At 30.1% G+C, this 22830-nt stretch carries 13 protein-coding genes; all 13 read right to left on the bottom strand.

The annotated features are described in order from the left end of the window. Nucleotides 1-256: 256 nt before the first annotated feature. Nucleotides 257-1513, bottom strand: coding sequence for an McrC family protein (locus tag R6X41_RS08630; RefSeq protein ID WP_318499316.1), 1257 nt, complete (start codon nt 1511-1513; stop codon nt 257-259). Then, nucleotides 1513-4758, bottom strand: coding sequence for an AAA family ATPase (locus tag R6X41_RS08625; RefSeq protein WP_318499314.1), 3246 nt, complete (start codon nt 4756-4758; stop codon nt 1513-1515). The genes R6X41_RS08630 and R6X41_RS08625 overlap by 1 nt, the downstream gene beginning before the upstream one ends. 175 nt (nt 4759-4933) lie before the next feature. Further along, nucleotides 4934-5911, bottom strand: a complete 978-nt coding sequence (locus tag R6X41_RS08620) for a recombination protein NinG (protein ID WP_318499312.1) — start codon at nt 5909-5911, stop codon at nt 4934-4936. Next, nucleotides 5908-7929, bottom strand: a complete 2022-nt coding sequence (locus R6X41_RS08615; RefSeq protein ID WP_318499310.1) for a hypothetical protein — start codon at nt 7927-7929, stop codon at nt 5908-5910. Before R6X41_RS08615 ends, R6X41_RS08620 begins: the two co-directional genes overlap by 4 nt. 98 nt (nt 7930-8027) lie before the next feature. Next, nucleotides 8028-9929: an AAA family ATPase gene (locus R6X41_RS08610; RefSeq protein ID WP_318499308.1), complete on the bottom strand. Its 1902-nt coding sequence runs from the start codon at nt 9927-9929 to the stop codon at nt 8028-8030. 2 nt (nt 9930-9931) lie between these two features. Beyond that, the gene (locus R6X41_RS08605; protein WP_318499306.1) at nt 9932-11266 is read right to left on the bottom strand and encodes a restriction endonuclease subunit S; all 1335 of its coding nucleotides are present in this window, start codon (nt 11264-11266) and stop codon (nt 9932-9934) included. Then, nucleotides 11267-12697: an N-6 DNA methylase gene (locus R6X41_RS08600; RefSeq protein ID WP_318499303.1), complete on the bottom strand. Its 1431-nt coding sequence runs from the start codon at nt 12695-12697 to the stop codon at nt 11267-11269. Beyond that, on the bottom strand, nt 12690-13358 hold the full coding sequence (locus R6X41_RS08595; protein ID WP_318499301.1) for a hypothetical protein: 669 nt from the start codon (nt 13356-13358) through the stop codon (nt 12690-12692). Before R6X41_RS08595 ends, R6X41_RS08600 begins: the two co-directional genes overlap by 8 nt. Further along, entirely contained in the window at nt 13359-15728 is a 2370-nt protein-coding gene (gene hsdR / locus R6X41_RS08590) for an EcoAI/FtnUII family type I restriction enzme subunit R (protein ID WP_318499299.1), read from the bottom strand. It abuts the gene before it with no gap. A 429-nt stretch (nt 15729-16157) separates the two neighbouring features. After that, on the bottom strand, nt 16158-17306 hold the full coding sequence (locus R6X41_RS08585; RefSeq protein ID WP_318499297.1) for a Wadjet anti-phage system protein JetD domain-containing protein: 1149 nt from the start codon (nt 17304-17306) through the stop codon (nt 16158-16160). Next, the gene (locus R6X41_RS08580) at nt 17303-20698 is read right to left on the bottom strand and encodes an ATP-binding protein (protein ID WP_318499295.1); all 3396 of its coding nucleotides are present in this window, start codon (nt 20696-20698) and stop codon (nt 17303-17305) included. The genes R6X41_RS08585 and R6X41_RS08580 overlap by 4 nt, the downstream gene beginning before the upstream one ends. Further along, on the bottom strand, nt 20682-21260 hold the full coding sequence (locus tag R6X41_RS08575; RefSeq protein ID WP_318499293.1) for a DUF4194 domain-containing protein: 579 nt from the start codon (nt 21258-21260) through the stop codon (nt 20682-20684). Before R6X41_RS08575 ends, R6X41_RS08580 begins: the two co-directional genes overlap by 17 nt. Then, nucleotides 21257-22711: a DUF3375 domain-containing protein gene (locus R6X41_RS08570; RefSeq protein WP_318499291.1), complete on the bottom strand. Its 1455-nt coding sequence runs from the start codon at nt 22709-22711 to the stop codon at nt 21257-21259. The genes R6X41_RS08575 and R6X41_RS08570 overlap by 4 nt, the downstream gene beginning before the upstream one ends. Between the last annotated feature and the right edge of the window lie 119 nt (nt 22712-22830).

Genomic DNA, 22830 nt, shown 5'->3' with positions numbered 1-22830 from the left:
CAATAATTTTTTGAGCCTCGTTTGACAGGCCTGTGTATAACTTCGTTTCGATTTTTCGTTTAGGATGGAAGCCTCAATAAGTGTAGTATACTGCACTTATTGAGTTCTGTTTTGTTTTTGAGTGGCTGATTGTTAGAGATAGTACGTTATAGTGCACTTATAGTGTTTTTTATTTAAGTTAATGAAATGAAACAAGTAAAGAGGAGAACTTAGAAGCTTAGGGAACTTACTGAGGTTTATGAGATACTGCCATAATCTAACATTCAATCTCTAGTAAATTCAAAATATCTGTACCTATGTTCTTATTTAAAGTGTCGTTATCCATAACCTTAATAAAACCTAATTTACATTGATTTTCTTCGGTTCTACCTTTATGAAACTTTCCAAAATCTGTCATACAATATTCTGAAGTTGGATATAGCAACATACTTTTATTAGCCTCCCAATACATGTTGTAAGCATACATTTGTTTTAAATCGTTATCTCCTGGTTGCTTTGGATTTATAATTTTCCATTTAGTATCGATTACATATTTTGAAACCGTATTATTTTCCTCTGTTTTTTCTATTACGATATCCGGTTTAATGACCTTGGTGTCCCAAAACGGCTTTCTATTTTGAAATTTAACTTTCATCTTTTCTGTTTGGGTTTTAGCCAACATTCTGTAAACATACTCTTCCCAAAGCATATTCATATCAAACAATAAAGCCAACATGTTTTCACTGCCTCCTTTAATGTCTGGAGAATAATTAAGTAATATCATTTTTGCTATTTTAATAGCTTCCTGATAATCTGTTGTTTTTCTGTTGGCAGTAAGCTTATCAAAATGAGACTTATTTATTTTAATTTCTTTTACCTCTGGGAAACAACTTAATATTCTCTCTATTTTGTCATTAATCGAAATATTGTTAGATGTTTTTTTTAAGACTAATAACGCTTTTAACAATATTTGATTGATTAAATGATTATAATCATAGACTTGATGATTAGTGTAAAACCGTTCTTTATGTACTAAGTTGTGCTGTATGTTCTTTGAAAAATCAAGGCGTCCTTTTAAGGCTAAAACATTACCACTTTGTTTTCTATATTGTTTTATTAGACCTCTGCTTAGAAGCATATTTACTTCATCTAAAAATAAGTCGAAATATAAATCTAATAACGAATGATGACGTTTCTTTAAAGCAGCCTTAGAGACTGAATCTACTTTGATTTTTTTGCACTGAGCCAACATTTTTAATAAAACAGAATGCCACTGACCTCTTTCATTTTGATTTGAAGATTGTCTATCTGCTTTAGGTAGAATTTCAATAGTGACGTTACCAATTTGGATAACTCCAACATAGTTTTTAAATTTTACACCATTTCTAATGGCTTCAAAATAGATGTTTTTATTCGCATCGTTAAATAGCCAAAGTTTATCAATTACTTTTTTACCCAATGCTTCCGTTTTAAAAAATGAAGTATCGGAAGCGACTAGCTTTTCGAACTCAAAAACTTGAATAGGGTTTTGCATTATATAGCGTTAAAGTTCCAAAGTTTATGGCTGTTAATTTTAAATATAGCTTTAGATTTTAAATCTTCAACAATATCATCATCATAATGTTTAAATTGTGAAAAGCCAAATGCTTCATCTTTTCTGTCTACAAAAGAATCTCCTAATACTAATCCTATTTTACCAAAATCGCCAAAAAAGTATTCTTCTAATAAAGGAATCACATTATTTTTAAATACTTTTTTTAAGCTACTTTCAGAATTTACTTTTAAGAAATAAGAATGTCCAATTTTATGATCTTTATCTATAAGCTTTTCTATGCGATTGTTAATTGTACGAAGTAAAATTTCTAGATCAATCGTTTTACCATCTTTTAACGCTACAACACCATCTACCTTTCCAGATTTACCTGCTATTTTAAGTAAATTTGGTTGCGGTGGCGTTTCTTCAAAAACAAAACGTCTTCTTAAAGCAGTATCTAAGGCTTCAATGCTTCTGTCTGCTGTATTCATCGTTCCTATAATAAAAAGGTTAGGAGGTATCCCAAATTTAGTTTTACTATAGGGTAGTTGTACCATCAAAGCTTCATCTTCGCCTAAACGTTTGTCATTTTCTATTAAAGTAATAAGCTCTCCGAAAATTTGAGAGACATTTCCTCTGTTAATTTCGTCAATGATTAATACATGATTTTTAGGAGTTTTAATATCTTCTTTACTTTTAGAAAATGTTTGTATTAAATAATCAACCTTAATATCATCGTTGTTAAATTGATATATAGACTGTTGAGAAATGTTTTTATCTACAAATAAACTAGGATTAGCGTCTAAATTGGTAGCTAACCATTTTACTTTTCTAAAATGACGATAAGGAATATCACTGTCTTCTATGTATTCGTACTCACCCGTGATTACTCCAATAGCATCAATACAATGATTTCCTAAAGAAATTAAAACAATATCTCCAATATTCATTTTTTGAAATATAAACATTGCTTGTATGTGATATTTTGAGTCTTCAACTAAATAAGAAAATTCATGCTTAAACTTATTTCTATAAGTATCCCAATTTTTAATGTTGTTATATTCAGAATAATTTTCTTCTTTTCCCCAACCTAAGGATATGTAGTTATTGTTAATACACCAATCATGTACGTCTTTTCTATTTTTACCACCAATACTCATTTTAAAATAATTTTTATTTTTAAAATCTGTAATATTGGTTTCTGATGTGATTTTACCTTTTAAACCTTTTGCTTTGTCTGCTAGTTGTTTAAAAATACCATCTTCTACTTCATAAGTGATTTTTTTACCTTCTGTCGTTTTAGGTTTTATACCTTCTACAAAGTCTTCATAACTCATAGATTGATGAAAGGTTGTAAATACAATTTGATTTGAATCTACAAGCCTTTTGTATTCTTCTTTAATTATAGAGCGTTCTTGTTCTAAGTTAAACCTAGGGTTTGCAATGGCAACAGCTTTAGATATTGTTGCATAAGTTTTTCCTGTTCCTGGAGGGCCGTAAAGAATTTGGTTTGTCGGAGTGGTATCAATCATCATATGTAATTCTACTTTAGCTTCAATAATTTCTGTTCCTTGAGTTAGCAAATTTGGGTGCCTATCTACGAATAGTAAAAAATCTTGTGTTAACCAATTTATATCTAATGGTGATAATACCGCTTTATGTAATTCCTTACTAACAAAGCTAGCAACCTCTTCATCTTCTAATAAAACATTGCATATTTCTTGCATCGGTTTTTGCATAGCAATAACAAAATCGATTTTACTACTCTTTAGTTCTATTGAAAATACTTCCCTAATAATATCAGCAAATGAAGTTCTGCTCGCTGGGAAAATAGCATTAGGAACAAAAACAGACATCCAACAAGATAAAATGGGATAACTCATATTACGTTTGGAGTAGTCTATGTCTTCTAATTTTACACCACTGTTAAATGCTCTAAAAATTTCAATATCCTCAATCCCGATATATTTACTAAGTTTTTCTCGCGCACCTTGTCTAATAAATTGGACACCTTTAGCATCGGTATAATTCTCTTCTTGGGAAGCCAAACATACTTCTAAAATTTCTTCATTGGTTTGTTCTTCAAAAACAACTCTTTTATTTAGCCAATTTCCCCATTCAAATTTGTACAATTCTACATATAGCCAATTATCATTTAATACAGCGCTTTTATATTTTTGTATTAAATCATTTAATTTTGTATTACTACTAAGGTTTTTAGGATTAAGTAAAGCCATAAATTCTGTTTCCGTAGCACTGAAATTAGTACCCAGATTTCCTGCTTTAAATTCTGAAAACACAGGGTTTTCTTTTATGTCATTCCATAAAATAGGATCATCTGCCAAATACTTTGTAATTTTAATCTTTACACGATCTGTGGCTGTCGAATTAGTTGGATTGACATAATATTGTTTTTCATATTTTTCTTCTTCAAAAACAAAAACGTCAGATATTACCTCTGCCAAAGCATAACAGCCTGAATTTTCGCCGGTTAGCCATAAAATAACTTTATCGCCGATAGCTATTTTATCCTTATGTGCTGCTACTTTCCAACTTTTTAAATGAGCAGCTTTTAATGCATTCGTTATATTGTATATCTCTGGGTTTCCTTGAAAAATCCAATAATTAACATTCTTATTTATGTTGCTATACTTCTCAAAACGCTTCTCTAATTTAGTTTGCATATTTGTAAATTCTTGAAGCGTAATAGGGTGTGCATTAAATTCTTGATTATTTAATTTTTCGGTTGTAATGGCTTTATTTACTTCAGGAATAATAATTTCTAAATCTTTTTCAACATCCAGTAACATGGTAGGTAAGGACGTATATTGATTTTGTCTTTGATTGGTTTTTAGCGTAAACATTCTATTGCTTTCTGGACTTACATAAGAAAATCCTAAGGTTGATATTGTAGATGTATGTAGTGCTTTTAAAAAACTTAAAACCGATTTATTTTGTGTATTATCTGGTGAGTTTGTTTGAGTAAATTCAAAATTATAGCTGTATAGATTATTTGAAAAACCAAAAATTAAATCAATACAATCGCTTGATGAACCAGGATATGCTACAGGAATAGACCAAAATGTAGTCGCAAAATAATTAGATTTTTTTGTGCCAATAAAATAATCTAGTTCTGCTCCTTTAGAACCTTTCATTCTTAAGGAAAAAGTAAAATTCGGGTCTTTTTCATGCTTCAGCATAAGCCATTCATAAACTTGTTTTTCGTAATCTGTATATGTAATCATAATTGTATTTTCTTATCTCTTAATCAAACCTCCATTTTACAACGCCAAACCAACAACCGTTTATTAATATTTTTTCGTAGTTTATATTAGTGAGTTCTGCTTCATGATTAATAGTTGGTGAACCGTCTAGTAAAAAAGTTGTATGATTTGTGATCGGGTCATTTTGTGGATTATTTTATATTAAACCAAGATCTTTAGCAATATCACTAACTAATTTACTCATTGGTCTTTTATGCAAATCTTTATCTCCAGTATAATTACCAACTAAAGTACGCTTGAATAATTCTGGCTGTATTGAAAGTTTATCAAAATTGTATTTTAATGTTTTTAAATACGATTTATTATAAATCTGACTTTTAATAATTAACTCTTCTATTAAATCTGTCTGGGTTTGATAAATGCCTTCTATATGAAATACATCATTTATAGTTTTTGCAGTTATATTTGAAGGAGTTGGTTCATAAAAAGTAAAACCGATATCTTTCGGGTCTTTAGTGATTAAATATTTAGCTTTAGAGTAAGCTGTTAATTTGAATTTATAATCCGATTTAATTGCTTTAATTCTATTGTTTGTGTACAACTCAAATTCGACAACATTATCACTTTTTATTCTGTTACAGGAAGAACAAGCAGGGTATAAATTAAATAAACAAATACTTAAAAAAGGATATTCTGATTTAGAATGGTAATGATCAACATCAAATTTTGCCGAATAATCATTAGTAACAGATGATTTTTTTGCGGATATCGTGAGTTGTGAATTACAGTACACACAAGATTTTATACCGATTTCTTTAAAATACATTGGGTAAAAACTACTCCTTAAATTTCTATATCCTAGTGCAGTTAGTATTTTGTCTTTTATTTCTGTTTTACAAAGTGTTACTTTACCTGTTTTACTAGTTTTAGGATAAGTTGGAAGGCTACTAAATTTATCTTTTTCATTATTTATTTTTATTGAGTCCCAAAGTAAAATATCGGGATTGCTATCAAATAATAATATTACTTCTTCTAGGTAAGTTTTGTCTTTTAAATTAGTAGTTTTTTTGTTTAGTTTTTTTAATTTAGTAATTGCTATCTCTCTTTGTTCTTCAATTTCATTAAAGAAATTAAACTGAATAGACCTGACCTTATCTACATGAATAGCTATCATCTTAACTTATTTAAGTTAGCAATTTGCTCATCTATAAAAGCATCCTTAGAGTTTTTATAAGCTAATGTATACAATTCTATTAAACTCATATACAAAATAGGCTCTCCTACAACCTCAATTACCTTTTTACAATACTCTTTGTTGTATTTCTCATTAGGTTTATTTGTTTTTGACAACTTATGTTCAATATCTTTTATTTCCAATTCTACTCGACTTTTATGATTGGCTTCATCAGTTAAATTGACTTGATTTTGTTTTTCAATCTTTAAATTATTAAGATGAGTATAATTTAATGCTTCAATTACATTTTTAATTTCATTCTGAGAAAAAACACCCATAAATCCATCTTTCAAAAAGAAATCATTTGCTAATAAATCATGAATATTTGCACCAAAGGTTAGTTGTTCGTTAATTATTGCTTCTCCTTTTCTTAATTTTAAAATGTTTGATGAAGGAATATCTGATAAGATAAAAGGAGAATGTGTTGAAAACAACATGTTAATTCCTTTAATGTTTGGAATATCTAGAGATTTTATTCCTGTTAAAATATGCTGAATAAATTCTTTTTGATGAGCAGGATGAAAATACAATTCTATTTCATCTAGTATTAAATTAATATATGCGTAATTAATATCTTCTGGAGAGTTATTACTAAACACAGAATTAACATTTATTATATGATATAAAATAGACTGTACTGAATGAATTAACTGCTGTTCTCCTGAACTTAAACCACTAAAAACGGACTTATTCTCTTTAGATTCTATTTCCTCAAGATGTATTTCTATGTTAAAAAGGGAAGGTGGTATTAAATTAATTATTTCAGAAAGTTTGGATGTGTTTATTCTTTTTGATAATTCTTTAATAGGAATGTGAAAATGCTCATTCTCCTTATTCCATTTATAGTTTTCATCTTCAACCAAGGGATTCTTTTTAATATAATTTATTGCTTGATTTAACTTAAAGGTAATGTGACTGTCATCTTTTTTTATTGCTTCGATATAACTTTCTAAGTTGTGTTTTTCATCGGTAGTGAAAGAAGGTTGTTTTTTATTATTACCTGAATTATCCGTTAAAAATACTTTATACTTATCGTAGGTGCGTGCAATTTTAAATAGTTTTTTAATAATATACTTTTCAATTTCTTCTTTAAATTTAATTTCTACATCCCTGTTATCTATTTCAAAGCCTTTATATATTATATCTAATAATTTTGGAGTTTTCTTATTTAATTTTTCAAAAGTCCAAATACCATCTGAACCAATATTGTGATCATAAATATTTTCTATTTTACGTCTATTTAATTTAAAGGTTATTGCTGTAGCAATCTGTTTCTTGCTTAGTTTTAGATGTTCATTTGATTTAGTTTCAATTAGTAAGTTTGATATTAATCTTGATTTAGCTAAACCTTCTTCTCTATTAACATCAATCTGACCTTTAATTCTCATAGGATTAATGACAAGAGGTGTTTGATAACCATCATTTTTATGAAATAAGGCTCTAATCCATTCACCTACATGATTTGTGTTTAAACCATAGAGTGAATAATTAATTGCAATTGAATAAAAAAAGAATTCTAAATCTTTTTTGTTTTTTGTATCATATTTTTTGAAATCTTTAAACTTTGAAAAACTATTGTCTGCTTTTTTAGATTGAGAAGAAAAACAAACATCTAAGTCATCTAGCCGTATACAATAAATTTTATCATTTACTGAATAGTATATATCTAAGTGAACTCCTTCTTCTGTATGCCAACTGCTTAAATCTTCAGGGTTTTTAAGTATTTTATACGCTACTGCTAAATTATGTATACCTAAAAATAGTAATTCTATCAGTGTGCTTTTTCCTGCTCCATTTTCTCCAACTATTGCAGAAATATTAACATGTAACGGATTTTGGTCTTCTCTACAAATGGAATACAAATCAACATCGTTTTCTGGAAAATAAGTAAACGTTTCTGTTTTAGAATCAAATTCATAACTTGAATAAAAAGAATAATAAGTATTCTCTTTAAGCACTTTTAAATAATCTGTTAGTGTTGGATCGTTTTCTATATCAACTCTATCCTTTGTTTTTATTCCTAACAACTTAAATCCACTCATATAACTAGAAAATTTTAAATATTAATTTGGCCAATAATAGAGTCAAACATTGGTCTTAGTACTTCGAAATATGAATCATCTAATAATGGCACAACTTCTTGTGCAAATGCCATTTTTTGAGAATCACTTACTTCCCAAATTTGACCACCTCCAACTTTATTTTTAAGAGTGAATTTACTTTTTGTCTCATCGCAATAAAAAAGATGTTCCATTTCTACTTTAGATTGATAACCAAAAGTTTCTCCAGTAGTTTCATCTGCTATAACTTGGTTCTTTATTTCCTGTATAGGCGGAACAGGAATTAAAAAAGCATAACTATTTTTAGTTTCAACTTTTTTGCAAATTCCTCTGTAAGGGTCTACTTCTAATAATGCTCCATCTATTTTTAAAGAGTTCCAATGGTTATAAGCTTCATCAAAATCAAACAAACCAAAAATAGGTTTTTCACCCATTTCTGATTGAAATTTATCACTACTTAATATTTTTCTCAAATATTCGCAACCAAAACCAAAACAGATATCAAACGGTATATCATAATCATATAAACGACCCCAAGCTTCATATAACACGATTGGATCTGAAAACCCTTCAGTAAATAATATTGGTTTATCTTGACTATGCGTGTGCATAATGCTTAATATTTGTTTATCGTAATTGACTTTAAATAGTTGACTTGACAACTGATTTACTGCAAAATCCTTACCTACTTTATGACATTTCAAGTCATTATCATGAAATCTAAACAAGTTGACTCTTTTTTCTAAATCACCAACCAATGTTACTGCACTATGACTACTCATTAAAACATGATTAGTTTTAGCAGATGCATCACTAATCTCATTTACTTGACTTAAAAATTTATGTTGCCATTCTGGATGCAAAAAAGAGTCTGGTTCATCTAATAAGGTAATACAGTTTTTATCTTTGAATAATTCTGTAAGCGCGTAGATATAAATGGATTGAAATTGACCATCACTAAATTGGTCTATGTTTATTTTTTTTCCTGAATTTAAAGTAATATCAATTTTGATATCATTTAAATAACCAATAGTTTTTAAATTATCAAAAGCAATAAATAACTCGAGAGGGGAATAACCTTGGAAAGATTCTTGAAACTTGCTAAAGGATTTATATAGTATGTATTCATCCTCATTAATTTTTCCTTGATTTCTTGGTCGTCCTTGATAATCAAAGCTATTTACTGACCAAGCCTTATTTAAAAGCGTTTTAAAATATCCTTCTGGTGACCAAAAACGTTTATCATTATCAAACTCATCAAATTTAAATATGTCTTTTTCTGTGCCTTTTAGACTTTCTTTAATCTGAGCATAGTCAGGTCTTTTGAAATCTAATCCTATTTCATTTCCTATGGTTACAATACCTAATTTATCTTTTATAAATAACTTTGCTTTATTAGTATCATCTTGCAATAAGATCACACTAAGTAGTAATGATTTATATTTATTATCAATACCTGTAAAACGTCTAGTAACTTCGCTTAATAAGTTCTTTTTTTTTCTATTATTGTTTAATAGTTTTTTATGGTTTTCATTTGATGACTTTAATAAACTGCCAATGGTTTTATTATGACCTGAATAATACACTAAAATATTCTCAGGTAGCTTTGTTTTATCAGGAGTAATTTCTTCATCCTCTTTGTTTATCCATTTTACATCTTTCCATTCTAGATAAATGGTTTCTTCTTCTATTTCATAAGTAATCGAATAGTTAAAAGGTATTGTATAACTTTCTTCTGATAAATGTTTAAAAATCTCTAAAATTGATTCAAAGAAATTAGATTTACCTGTTCCATTTTTACCTACAAATACTTCTAAAAAATTATCTCCCTCAAATGATACTTTAAAATCTTTTAAATTTTTATAAGTTCCTTTTATGTGAATTTCCTTTAACCTCATAATTAATTTACATTATTAGGTTCAAAAACCTCACGCAAAACACTCTGCATTAACTGCTCACTATGTTCTTGGCTTTGTTGTACTTCTTGCTCTAAGGCATCACATAAACCCATTGAAACATTTACTTTTTCTACAATGGCTTTTTGTTCTTCTAATGGTGGAAGTGGAAATAAGAAATTTTTAACTATTGTTCCTGAAACTTCCTTAAAAGTTGTACCAGAAGCATTTTCATTAGTATCTTTAACAATGGAATTTAAGTATATATAAATATATTCATTCATCTCCATAAAGTATGGCACAGAAGATTTAAATCCTTGATTAGTAGAAAAATCCTTCAATCCGATTGCTGTATGACCTATTGGTGCTCGACTAGAAAACATTACCGAACCTTTTGGCATAAGTTGTGCAGAACTTTTTTTAAGGCCAAGTTCAGTAATATCTCTTCTTCCATTTTTTACATATTTCAATTTACTTTTTCCTAAATCGGCTGGTGTGAACCAAGAAATTCCTTCTTCACAGAAATATTCAGGATTACTTGATTTGGGAGTTCCTCCTCCGACAATTAGTGATATGATTCCTAATTTACTCCAAACCCAACCTTCAGGTAATTCATAAGGGATTTCCTCTTTGGTAATTGGTGGTAAAACTTTTTCCTTTTTTATTTTTTTGTCTTTGATGAGTTGTGTTTTCTCTTCTTGTATGCGTTTCAAGAGTTGACTTGCATCTTCTGTATCTGGGTTATTTACTCTCCAATCTGCTGTTAGTTTTCCTTGTACTGCTTCTAGAAGTATAGCTTGTCTTAGATTAATGATATTATTCTTCTGAGATTCAATTTCAAAATCTATTGAGGCTTGACCTATTTTAAAGGTTAAAATTTTATCTGACAATTTTTTTTGTTCATTAGTATCTGGTAAAAGAATTTTTTGATTGAAGAATTTATCCTTTTGTAATCTAATTCTTTGTGTTGTACCATCACTTCCTTTTCTGCAAATTTCATCGAACCACGACATTGTTGTTAATTCTAAAAAAAGTTGTTTTAAAATAATGTTTTCATCTATTTCAAAATACCAAAAATCATTTGTAACAATAGCTCCTTCAAGCTCTTTGGGTACTATTCCAAAAGCTCCATTTCTTGCATCAATACCAGAAAGAATAAAATCTCCTTCTTTTACTTGAAACATTTTAGACTTGATATCAGAACCTTTCTTACTTCCTCTTAAAACGACTCCTTTATGATTCATTTTAATTGTAACTAAATTGTAATATTGGTTAGGTTCCAATTCAATTGGTCGTTTTATTCTTTTAAGAAATTTACCTATTAAATATTCTTTAGCCATTTATTTCAAAAGTGTTTCTAATTCAGTAATAATTTCATTTGAAATTTTAAATGACTTCTTCAAATTCTTTATAGTTTCAGCAGACGTAAAAATAACTTCTTCTGTTTTTGATACAGGATTCTTGATATCTAAATTATAGTTTCTTTTTTTTATTTCATCAATAGAAACTTTCCAAGCATTTTTAGAAAATTTTTCATCTTCACGATTATTCCACCATTCTTTTTCTAAATCAAATTCTTTAATATGAATCGGGTTAGTTTTATTATAACTTTTTACGCCATCAGGATAAGGATGTTCAAAATACCAAACATTTTGGGTTGGAGTTCCTTTTTCAAAAAACAACAAGTTGGTTTTTATACTTGTATACGGGCTAAATACACCATTTGGTAAACGTACAATGGTATGCAGGTTACATTTTTCTAACAACTCTTCTTTTAGGCGTGTTTTCATCCCTTCGCCAAACAGCGTACCATCTGGTAATACAATAGCACAACGTCCTTTATTCTTTAAGAGTTTAATAATTAAGGCTAAAAATAAATCGGCTGTTTCTTTGGTTCTAAATTTAGCAGGAAAGTTGGTTTCTGTACCATCTTCTTCTACGCCACCAAAAGGCGGATTAGACAATATAATATCTAACTTGTCCTTAGTGCCCCAATTGTCATAACGTTTGCTTAGTAAATTATCTCTGCGTACTGCTGGCAAATCAAAACCATGTAACATTAAATTGGTAGTACACAGTAAATGTGGTAATGGTTTTTTCTCTATACCACGTATCGATTTTTGCAATACGTCTCTTTCGGTATAATCTTTTACTTGGTTTCTAACATGGTCAATGGTACAAGTTAAAAAACCACCTGTACCACAAGCAGGATCTAATACGCTCTCGCCCAATTGCGGATTTATCATATCTACCATAAACTGCGTTACGGCTCTTGGTGTGTAATACTCTCCAGAAGACCCTGCAGATTGTAGGTCTTTTAATATGGTTTCGTAAATATCGTTAAACACGTGACTTTCGGTAGAGTTGTTAAAATCTATCTGGTTAATCACGTTTATGACTTGACGGAAGAGTGTTCCGTTTTTCATAAAGTTATAAGTATCATCGAATACCGAACGAATAATTTTTGCTTGCGGACTTATTGTAATATCTAATTCCTTTAGAGCAGGAAACAGTTCGTTTTCGATAAACTCCATTAAAGCATCTCCAGTTAAACCTTCATCGTCTGCAGCCCAATTTTGCCATTTTAAGTGTTCTGGAATAGGCGATTCGTAACCGTCTATCGTAATTTCCCATTCTTCTTCTTTGTCGGCAAATATTTTTATAAAAAGCATCCACACCATTTGGGAGATCCGTTGTGCATCTCCATCTACTCCTGTGTCTTTACGCATTATATCGCGTATGCCTTTTATATTTGTTGTAATGTTACTCATTTATTTCTCTTGATTTTTTTATTTGATGTAAGTTGACGAAATCCAAAATGTCATCACTTTCATCGTATATTTCTATAGGCTCGTCTCCATCAATATTTGGAGTGGGCATCCCTAAAACAACTGCTTTATTATCAATATTTAAATGTAATGCAATCTCTACCGTAACTCTAGTCGTTATATCTTTATTTAAGGTTGGAATTTTGGCCTCATATTTTTTAGAAAGTAAAGAAACGCTTGTCAATGTACCATTGTAAATTTCAATTAAATCCTCTTCTACTTGAGTACATTTCTCGACACACATAATCATATAGTCTACCATGTAATCTACTTTGAAAATCAATTGAAGACTTATTAAATTAGTTTTTAAATACATATAATTACCTGTACGATTAATCTTTATTGACAGATTAGAGTGTAAAATAGATTTTAATAATTCACACATTTCTTCTGATAAAAATGCAACTTTAAACTGTGGTTCACCATCATCTAGAACATTATCAATGTCATCGGAAACATCAATAGGTTTTGCGAAAATGTGATTAATATTATTTACACAGACGCCTTTCGCTAAATAATCATAATTGTCAAGATAGATTATTTTATAACCCTCTGATTCACCAATTAACTCTAGTTCTTTATCTAATGGGGTTCTTGGTTTCATTTAAGCTATATTATATATTTCGATTTCTAAATCTTTAACGGCTTGGTCAAAATCTTTTTTCTTTCCAAACGCTCTTACCAATTCAACAGGAGAGCCCATTTCGTTTAATGGACGTACTTTTAATACAGAACCTTGTTCTATGGACACAATCCCTTCTTGTTCATATTTATCTAGCAAGCTGTTTAATACCTTCTGTGCTGTTTCACTGTACTTTGTAAAGTAATTGCGTTTACGGACGTTATTTGCGCGTTCTTGTCGTGTTAAAGGTGGCTGATCGAATGCAATGTGACAAATTAAATCGAAATCGTCTAAATCTAATCCAACATCCTCACGCAAGGCTTCTAATAAAACACCTTGATCTGCCAATTCCTTGATTAACTCTTCTTTCTTTTCGGAATCGTTCCATCTTTGAATAAAATCATCAAGTGAAGCAAATTCCTTTTCTATATTTTTTTTAGAATAATCTTTTAAGGATTCCGTAATAAGTTTACCGTCCTTCCCATAATACTGAACCCGCTCGTTAACAACCGAAACAGGGATCTGATTCACGTAGTATTTTCGTATCACTTCGTCGTCACCATCAATACTTATATCTGGCCGAGTCGGTCCAAAATCTTCAGGAGATTCTGGATCTTCATTTTCTGGCTGATTAGGATCTGCTTCGTCTGGAGGTGTAACAGGTTCATCTGGTTGTGGTTCGTAAATCTGAACAGGGTCACCATCAAAATCAGGTCTAGCAAACATATTTGTAGCCTTTCTAAAATCCATAATCGTAAAAAAGACTTTCCCTTCTGCTTCCCTTATTCGTGTTCCTCGTCCTATAATCTGTTTAAATTCGGTTACAGACTGAATATTAGATTCTAGCACGATTAATTTCACCATTTTCGTATCTATACCCGTGGTTAACATTTTAGAGGTTGTAGCAATAACAGGAAAGCGTTCTTCTACGTCTGTAAAGTTATCGAGCTCTTGCTTGCCAACTTCGTCATCACCCGTAATTTTTACGCAGTAATTCCAATGCTTTGCAACTAGGTCTGCATTTTCATTTATTAATGCTTGTCGCATTCTGTTAGCGTGATCTATATCTACACAAAACACAATGGTTTTTGCGAAACGATCGGTAGCTTTTAAATATTCTGTAATTTTTTTAGCCACCAATGCTGTACGCTCGTCAATCGCCAACGTTCTATCGTAATCTTTTAGGTTGTAAATACGGTCTTCAATTTCGTTCCCGTATTTATCTAACATCCCTGCAGTAGGTCTCCAACCTTCATCTACATTGGTTGTAATTCTTACCACTTTGTATGGGGCTAAAAAGCCATCATCAATCCCTTGTTTTAAAGAATATGTATATACAGCTTCTCCAAAATATTCCATATTAGAAACATCTTTAGTTTCTTTAGGTGTTGCTGTAAGTCCAATTTGTGTTGCTGAAGAAAAATAATCTAAAACTTCACGCCAAGCTGAAGCTTCGGAAGCCGATCCTCTATGGCACTCGTCTATAACAACCAAGTCAAAAAAGTCAGGACTAAATTCTTTGTATGCGTTTTTATCTTCGTCCGTACTGGTTAAACCCTGATACAAGGCGAAGTATATTTGATACGATTTATCAATCTTTCGGTTTTTAATAATATGCATGATATCATTCCCAAAAGGAGAAAAATCGCCATTTTTTGTCTGCGTTAATAAAGCATTTCTATCGGCTAGAAATAAGATACGTTTCTTAATTCCTGTTTTCCATAACCGCCAAATAATATTAAAAGCCGTATAGGTTTTTCCTGTACCTGTAGCCATGACCAGGATAATTCTGTCTTGATCCTTTGCAATAGCCTCTAAAGTTCTATTAACTGCGTTTTGCTGATAATACCTTGGCTTCATTCCACTATCATCTACATAGTAGTCTTTCTCGACTATTTCCTTTGCCTTTGGCGTTTCAAGCTTATTATGTTTAAGATATTTCTCCCAAAGTTCATCTGGAGAAGGAAAGTTGTCTAATGTTAGTTCTTTTTCTAAGGCACCAGTAGTATCCGTTTTATCATGAAAAACGAAAGAATCCCCATTTGAAGTAAAAATAAAAGGAATTTGTAATATTTCTGAATATTCTAAAGCTTGTTGCATTCCAGAACCTACAGGCTTTTTGTTATCCTTGGCTTCAATGATTGCAATAGGAACATTAGGTTTATGATATAAGATATAATCTGCACGTTTACTTTTACCACGCGTATACATTTTCCCTTGAACAATAATACGACCATCTGTAAAAGAAACTTCTTCTCGCACCTGTGTTCTCATGTTCCAACCTGCCTTTTGTATAGCAGGATTAATGAACTTGGAACATATATCTCTTTCTGTTAATGACTTCTTATCCATAAATCATTAAAAATACTAAATACCCCTGATATATATTTACGGAAATCCATAATTGTATAAATATATAATTATAGAAGATTTAAAGGAAGGTAGATAACACATAAAACACCCACGATATGAGTTTAGAAAAAAGTCCATATCTTGGGTGTTTTTCCTTTTTAAAAATCAGTTGATTTTTTTTTTATTCAACGCGAAATAATCAACTGATTTTTGAAATGCGCCTTAGCGGCAGGCGTCACGTATAGTGCTAGTGAAAATATAACATTTTAATTAAAAGTCAAACTCACTAGAATCAAAAAAAATATTGAATTTTTTTTTGATATAGAAAACCTAGGGGAGGGGTAAGATGAATTATTCTGAAGAGAATGAGTTATTGAATTTTGTAATTATATATCTATATAATAATAGATTTATATAAATATAGAAGTCTTAGTTTTTACTAAAATAGTCATTAACGTAGTCAAATGGGATTTTTTCTTGCTCAAGGCGCAAGTTGTCGGCTTTTATATAATTATATAGTTCTTTTTCTTCATGCGTTAAGTGAAGTAAGGTTGTGATGTTTGAAGCTGTACCTTTTTCATTTTCGTAGTACTTATTAAATGTGAATTTGTCCATGAAAATGCTTTTTGTTTGTGGGAAGTAGCCTCTAAATTGTGATAGAATTTCAAAACCTTGTGCGTCTAGATCTCCCCAGTAAAGTAACGTTTTATCTTTAAACCAAGATACGTTCTTTAAATTGGAAACGCTAAAGCCACTGCCGAAAATGGTTATGGTTTTGTCCATCTCAGGTAGCGTTAAGGCGGTGTAAAACGTTGTTTTGTTTTCTAAAACTATTACCCTTTCAATTGGTAAGTTGAGTTTTTTAAATTGGTTTATAGGAGTTGCTATGTCTTCAAGACCATAGAAGAAACGCTCACTAATTGTTTTGTCTAGTATTTTAAATCGAATTTGTGGCTCCGCATATTTTAAATTAAATCTTTTTTCAAATAGTTTTTCATCAACTTTAATATGATCTGAAATTATAAAATCAAGTAAATCTTTAATTATACTTTGGTTGTTTTCAATAAATTTAGTGTGTATACTAATGGGTAATTCTCTTATGTATAAGTTTGGTTTAGGGGTATGTTTGAAATAGCTGCAAACTCTTAGAATGCTGTCCCATTCTGTTTGATTTTGAATTACTTTTAGCGGATTTTTTAATATCCACGGTTCCAGTTCTGGAAACGCTTCTTTTATTTTAGTAGTACTTTCAACGAATAAGGCTTCTTCTTTTTCTTTACCAAGAAATTTTAAATAATCGTATTTAGTTTCAAAATAGATTGAAGTAGGTAAATCTTGAGTTCCTAAATGTTTCGTTTTAATCTGTTGAAAATCTAAAGTATAGCCAAATCCTTTTTTCTCTTTAGATAAGCTGTTTATTAGTAGTATTTCTTTTTCGAATTCTTGTAACGAATCTTTTTGATATTTTTTATCACCACGAATAATAAGCTTTTCAAAGGGCTTATTTAATACTAGTGTTTGTAAAACAGAAGTATATTTTCTACTGGCTTTAATTTTTATTTCTTTAGGTGTAATCATGGGGTTACATAATTTGCTTTTTCTTCCTTAAATTGCTCAATCGGCATATCGTACAACCAGGAATGTCGTTGTTCTTTTCGCTCTACAAAATGTACAAAGGATATATCATTTTCTACGATATGAATATTATCACTTGGCGTTACAACTAGGAGTTGCAAATGTAATTGTTTACATAGGGTTACTAAATAGCGTGCTTTTTCTTCATCTTGTGCCTTAAAGGCTTCATCAATGGCAATGAAACGAAAAGAGTTGCTATGAAGACCATCTTTTGTTAGACCAAATTGATAGGCTATTGCAGACCCCAAAATGGTATAGGTAAGTTGGGCCTTCTCTCCTCCTGATAGTTGCCCCATATTTTCGTAAGTTTTAAACTTCTGATTATTCTCTTTAAAAAATTCTTCTGCCTTGTAACTAAACCAAGAACGAACATCCATTACTTTTTTACGCCATTCTTCTTTATCTAACTTTGAAATTAAAGGTTCGATGTTATTATGAAAATGATATTTTCTACCATCTAAGGATGCGTTAATCTCTCGAATGTTTGGAATTGCAGCTTCTAGTAATTTTCTAAATTCTTTTACTTCTTCATTGATTTTAGGAGGGGCAACCAATTGTATATATGTGTTCGGTTTACTCTTGAAATCAATGCCTCGTAATGAATCGTTTAAATGTTTAATGTTGTCTTTAATAGAATCCGACCAGTTTTCAAAATACATTCTGAAATCTCCTACCTTATTGGTAATGGTTTCTTGTAAGTAATCGTTGAATTGTTTTTCAAATTTAGGTAGGTTATCCTTTTCTAATCTTTCCAAAAATTTCTGATATTCGCTTGTGAACTCTAAATTTGTGGAATCTGGTAAGGGGTTTACATCAGAACGCCAGTCATTGAATTTGTCTGCGATTTTTGGAGAAGGGTTTTTAAACGTATTAATTTTATGACTAATATCTCTTTCATTTTGTTGTCTTTGTTTATTAAGTTCTGATATTTCCTTTGAAATATTATTTTGAAAATCTACACGTCCAGTTTCTAAACCATTAAAATTAATACGTAATAAATCTTCATTTAAGATCTCAAAATCAGACACATCAACTTCGCCAAATTGTTCGATAATATTAATGTTACTATGTACTGTTGTTGTTATGGAGTCAATTGCTGTCTGTTTTTTACCTTTTTCAATTATTTTAACCTCAATTTCTAATTTAGATTGCTTTAAATTGCTCTTAACTTTTTCTAACTGTTTCTGCAATTGCTTTATACGATCATTAGTAGTTTCTAAAGTTACTTTTTCCTCTAGCTTAATTTGAATTTGATTGGCGAAAGCTTGCCAGTTTATGTCGTCGTAATTTTTAAATTGAGAATATAGATTAAGGCAATTGTCCCTATAAGTGCCTAGAACATTTATATCTTTACTTTTATTAGATATATTGACTTTGTTTTCTTTTTGAAGGTTTTGTTGGGTTTTTAATTCGAGAGTTAATGCTTTTATTTTTTCTTTATTATCCCAACCTAAGACATAATTTTCTTTTTTTGTGATATGTGGGCGATCGTCCTTTTCGTGCCTTCCTTTTCGATATTTAATCAGTCCATTTTGGGTGATAGCCATTTCAGAATATTGTTCAAATTCAGATAGACTTTCTAAACAGGTGAAATTAAATTGATTCTCCAAAGAAGCCTCAATCCACTCGTCATATTGAGTTTTAGGTTTTATTTCAATCTTGTTGATTAAAGATTGTTTATTTGTTTTTTTTGTACGGAAGTTATTGAGATATTCTTGGTTCTCGTACTTATCGTAACGAATTCTTCCTCGTAGATTATTGTTGTTTACATATGAATTAACTTCTGAATAATACTTAGAAGGGACTATCAAACGTAAAGCAAAATTGTGAAGGATTTTTTCAATAGAAGATTCCCAAATCGCTTCAGTCTCTTTTACTTTTATGAGTTCACCAATAAATGGTATTTCTTCTCTACTAGCTCCAATATGATCAATTAATTCATCTCTTATTTCCGCCACTCGACCAGTAATATTGTTTTTGTTCCTTTGGAGAGTTTGTATTGTCTTAACTAAATCATCTGTTAGTGATTCTAGTTCATCAGCCTTGTTCTTTAAAGCACGAAGGTTTTCATTCTCATCTTCAATTTTAAGTTCTGTGCTTTGTTTTAACTCATTTGCTTTTTTTCTGTTGGAAAGAAAAGTGTCTTCGTCTGGATTGGTAATTAATTTAACAAACTGACTAATTTTATTATAGTTGTCAAGTTTTCTACTTCTTAAATTTTTATCTTTAGTAAGCTGTATTATTTCTTTTTCTAAGGTTTTTATTTTACTTCCAACTTCATCTTTTTCTATTGAGATAGATATTTCTCTTTCTTCCTTATTTAATTCATCTTCTTTATCTCTAAGGGCTTCTAAATACTTATTAAGCTCTTCTAGCTCAACTTTACTTTTGTTTAATTCTTTTTCTCCTAATTCAATCCCTTTTTTCGCAAACCAATATAAAGCCAAGCTTCTTGATTCTTCTAGGGTTTCAATTTTTGTTTTAATTTCATTTAACGTGTTAGCAATTTCATTTATGGGAATAAGCTGTTTAATTTGTTCCTTAGCCTTTTCAATGTTAGTCTTGGCATCCATTAAGGTTAAAAAGCTTTCCTTTAAGTGTTTGAATTCCGATTCGGAATCACGTTCTTCCAACATATTAGTTTTAATGAATTCATCCAAATCCTCTAAAACTTTTACGCCTACAACTTGATTAAACAAACTTAATGCCTTAACAGACCGCATTCCAAATAAGTTAGACATACGTTCTGCATATGCATTAGGCCCATCAATAAATTCTATTTTCTTTTTAGAACTATTAGAATTATACATTTTATCCAAACGCCTTTTCCATAATCCCTTTCCGTCAAACTCATTAAAATCTGTATCTATAGAAAGAGCTTCATGAGCAATACCAAATTGTCTTCTCATTTCATTGTTTGAAAACCAGCGTACCTGGAAAATGGTAATTAGCTTCTGGTCTTTATTGCTAAAATGGGCAAGAATTACAGAGTATGTGTTTTTATCACGTAGTTTTTGTGTCGATGTTGAGTTTTTTCCTTCTTCTTGGATATTTCCGTAATGGCCAAGAACATAGGTTTCTTCAGTTCGATCACCCTTTTTTTCAACACCAGAAGATTGATTGTAAAATCTATCCTTTTTAGCAGGAACAACTAAAGTAAGTAAAGCATCAATATAAGTACTTTTTCCTGAAGCATTTCCTCCTGTAAGCAAAGAGTTGTTTCCTTGTGGGTTTATACGGAATACTTTCTTATCGAATGTACCCCAATTATAAACTTCCATATATTGGAGTCTAAAACCTGAAGTTTCAGAACTTGTATTAAACAGACTCAACATGTTCTTGTAATTTTGATTTGAAATCCTGTAAAATATCCAGGGTTATTTTTTCTTTGATGATACGGTGTATTTTATATTTTGTCTCCTTATCTTTTTTACTAACTTCGATGAGATAACCTAAATCTGCAGCTTTTCTAATGTAGCTGTCTAAATCTTTTTGAAATTTTAGATTATTATAACCTTCTTGAAGGAATAACTCCAATTCATCTTTTATTTCTAAATCTGTAATAAATTTATCGGTAGCCAATTGAGTTGGGTTACTATCAAATTCTTCTAAACTTTGCCTCAGAACCATAAGTACTATGGATGTTTCGAAACCAATTTGACGTCTTGTAATCAGTCCAAGAGTTTTACCTTCACTATCTTCGAATTGTTTTAAAAAAGCAAATCCATCATCTTTTTTTACAATAAGTTCTAAGCCAATTTGGCTTATATATTCTTGTATTTCATTTTGATAAAGAATAATGTCGTCCCAAACAATAGATTTACGTTCGACAACACCTTTAATCAGTTTTACTATTGCTTTACTATAAGGTTTTATATTCTGTTCTAAATGATTCATTTTGTAAATATGATTTCAGGTATTTTAATTTGTTTTTTATTTTCGGTATCAAATACAATACTTTGATTTTTTTCAAGGTTTATGGTATGCTTAAATTCATTAACTATTCCTATATATCCAAACAATTCAGGCAACCCTTTTTCAAGTCCTCCTTGGTTTTTAATAATTTCTGATAGCGTTGCTTGAGTTTTAGTTTTCAAAATATTTTTTATTCTCTTTCTTAGAACATTCTTATCTATTGTTGATTGAGAAAATAGGTTGCCTAGTTGTTTTGAAGTTGTAATATCTTCGTTTGCAACAATAGGTTTATTGGCATAAACAATCTCTTGTTTTTGTTCAAAAGAAAGTTTTCGTTCAAAGGGCATATTAGTCTCAATATCATCTTCTAGTTCAAATGAGATGTTATACTTTTTTTTATTGAATTCTAGAAGGAGTTTTTTGATATCCTGAATCGTTTTTTTTGTCACTTCAGATTTAGAGCTTTCACTTTCTCGAATTATACGACTCAATTTTTCAGCCATTTTATCATTGGCCTTGTATACTTTTTGCCCGGAACTATGAAGGTTTGTCTTCATCCTTTTAAGGAAAAGGTCGTTTACATGAATAGATTTTTTTTCTAATGTATGATATAGTTCTTTGGTAAGACTTTCCCAGTTGTGTTGTAACTCAGGATTTAAAATAAATGACCAAAATGCGTAAAAACTTTTTCCTTGTTGGCTTTCTTTAATACTATCAAGAGCATTAAAAGTAAACTCAAGGATATCATTTTTGCTTAAACTCTCATCAGCATGTTTTCGGTAAATTTCCTTTGTAATTTCTCTAAAATTATCTTCAACCTCTTTAAAATCAGATAAAAGTTCTTTTGCTGATTGATTTAGTTGGTTGAATCGGGGGACGATTTCAAAATCTTCAAAGATTTTAACATCTTCCCCGATTTTTATACGTTGAATTTGTTGTTCAATCTCTAGTTTCTTTGCTTCTAGGAGTTCAATTCGTTTTGAAGTGTCTTCATTCGTGAATTCAACGAGCTCTTTTAATTGATTTAGGATATTATTAAATTTAGATTCTGTACCAACGAATTCTTCTTTTTTTAAGCCTGATAACCAGTCTAATGTCTTACTGGAATGTGTGGATAACTCAAAAAATATATCTCCTTGATCATCAAAAAAATTAGTTAAAAATCCTTTGTTTGTCCAGTTTGAGATATATTTTTTAGCTTTTTCTTCATAGGTATCTGTGGTAATAATTTCGCTATCTTCATCATTATCTACTTGTTTAAACTCTAAGAAATCTGCCAATTGATTATGGATATTCTCGTCAGATATGGAACCTTGACTATTTGAAAATGTTTGTAAAAGAAACTCAATAATAATATCTCTATTTCTTAGGCGTATCAATTCAATACTAGGAGAATCATTTAGAATAGCTAATATTTTAGAACTTTCATCCATAGTGAATAATTTACTTTAAACTTGGAGTCAGATCAATTGATGTTATTCCAAAGGTTTTATAACCAATTTTTTTTAAAAATTAATAGAACTACTAAAATAAGAAATATTGATCTTCTATA

Source organism: Formosa sejongensis (genome assembly GCF_033447105.1).
Classification (GTDB): domain Bacteria; phylum Bacteroidota; class Bacteroidia; order Flavobacteriales; family Flavobacteriaceae; genus Formosa.
This window is presented reverse-complemented; position numbering and strand designations above follow the sequence as displayed.

Coding starts and splice junctions, on each gene's coding strand:
- R6X41_RS08605 (WP_318499306.1), bottom strand. CDS start 11,266: ATGGCTAAAGAATATTTAATAGGTAAATTTCTTAAAAGAATAAAACGA.
- R6X41_RS08625 (WP_318499314.1), bottom strand. CDS start 4,758: ATGATTACATATACAGATTACGAAAAACAAGTTTATGAATGGCTTATG.
- R6X41_RS08620 (WP_318499312.1), bottom strand. CDS start 5,911: ATGATAGCTATTCATGTAGATAAGGTCAGGTCTATTCAGTTTAATTTC.
- R6X41_RS08570 (WP_318499291.1), bottom strand. CDS start 22,711: ATGGATGAAAGTTCTAAAATATTAGCTATTCTAAATGATTCTCCTAGT.
- hsdR (WP_318499299.1), bottom strand. CDS start 15,728: ATGGATAAGAAGTCATTAACAGAAAGAGATATATGTTCCAAGTTCATT.
- R6X41_RS08610 (WP_318499308.1), bottom strand. CDS start 9,929: ATGAGGTTAAAGGAAATTCACATAAAAGGAACTTATAAAAATTTAAAA.
- R6X41_RS08585 (WP_318499297.1), bottom strand. CDS start 17,306: ATGATTACACCTAAAGAAATAAAAATTAAAGCCAGTAGAAAATATACT.
- R6X41_RS08595 (WP_318499301.1), bottom strand. CDS start 13,358: ATGAAACCAAGAACCCCATTAGATAAAGAACTAGAGTTAATTGGTGAA.
- R6X41_RS08580 (WP_318499295.1), bottom strand. CDS start 20,698: ATGTTGAGTCTGTTTAATACAAGTTCTGAAACTTCAGGTTTTAGACTC.
- R6X41_RS08575 (WP_318499293.1), bottom strand. CDS start 21,260: ATGAATCATTTAGAACAGAATATAAAACCTTATAGTAAAGCAATAGTA.
- R6X41_RS08630 (WP_318499316.1), bottom strand. CDS start 1,513: ATGCAAAACCCTATTCAAGTTTTTGAGTTCGAAAAGCTAGTCGCTTCC.
- R6X41_RS08600 (WP_318499303.1), bottom strand. CDS start 12,697: ATGAGTAACATTACAACAAATATAAAAGGCATACGCGATATAATGCGT.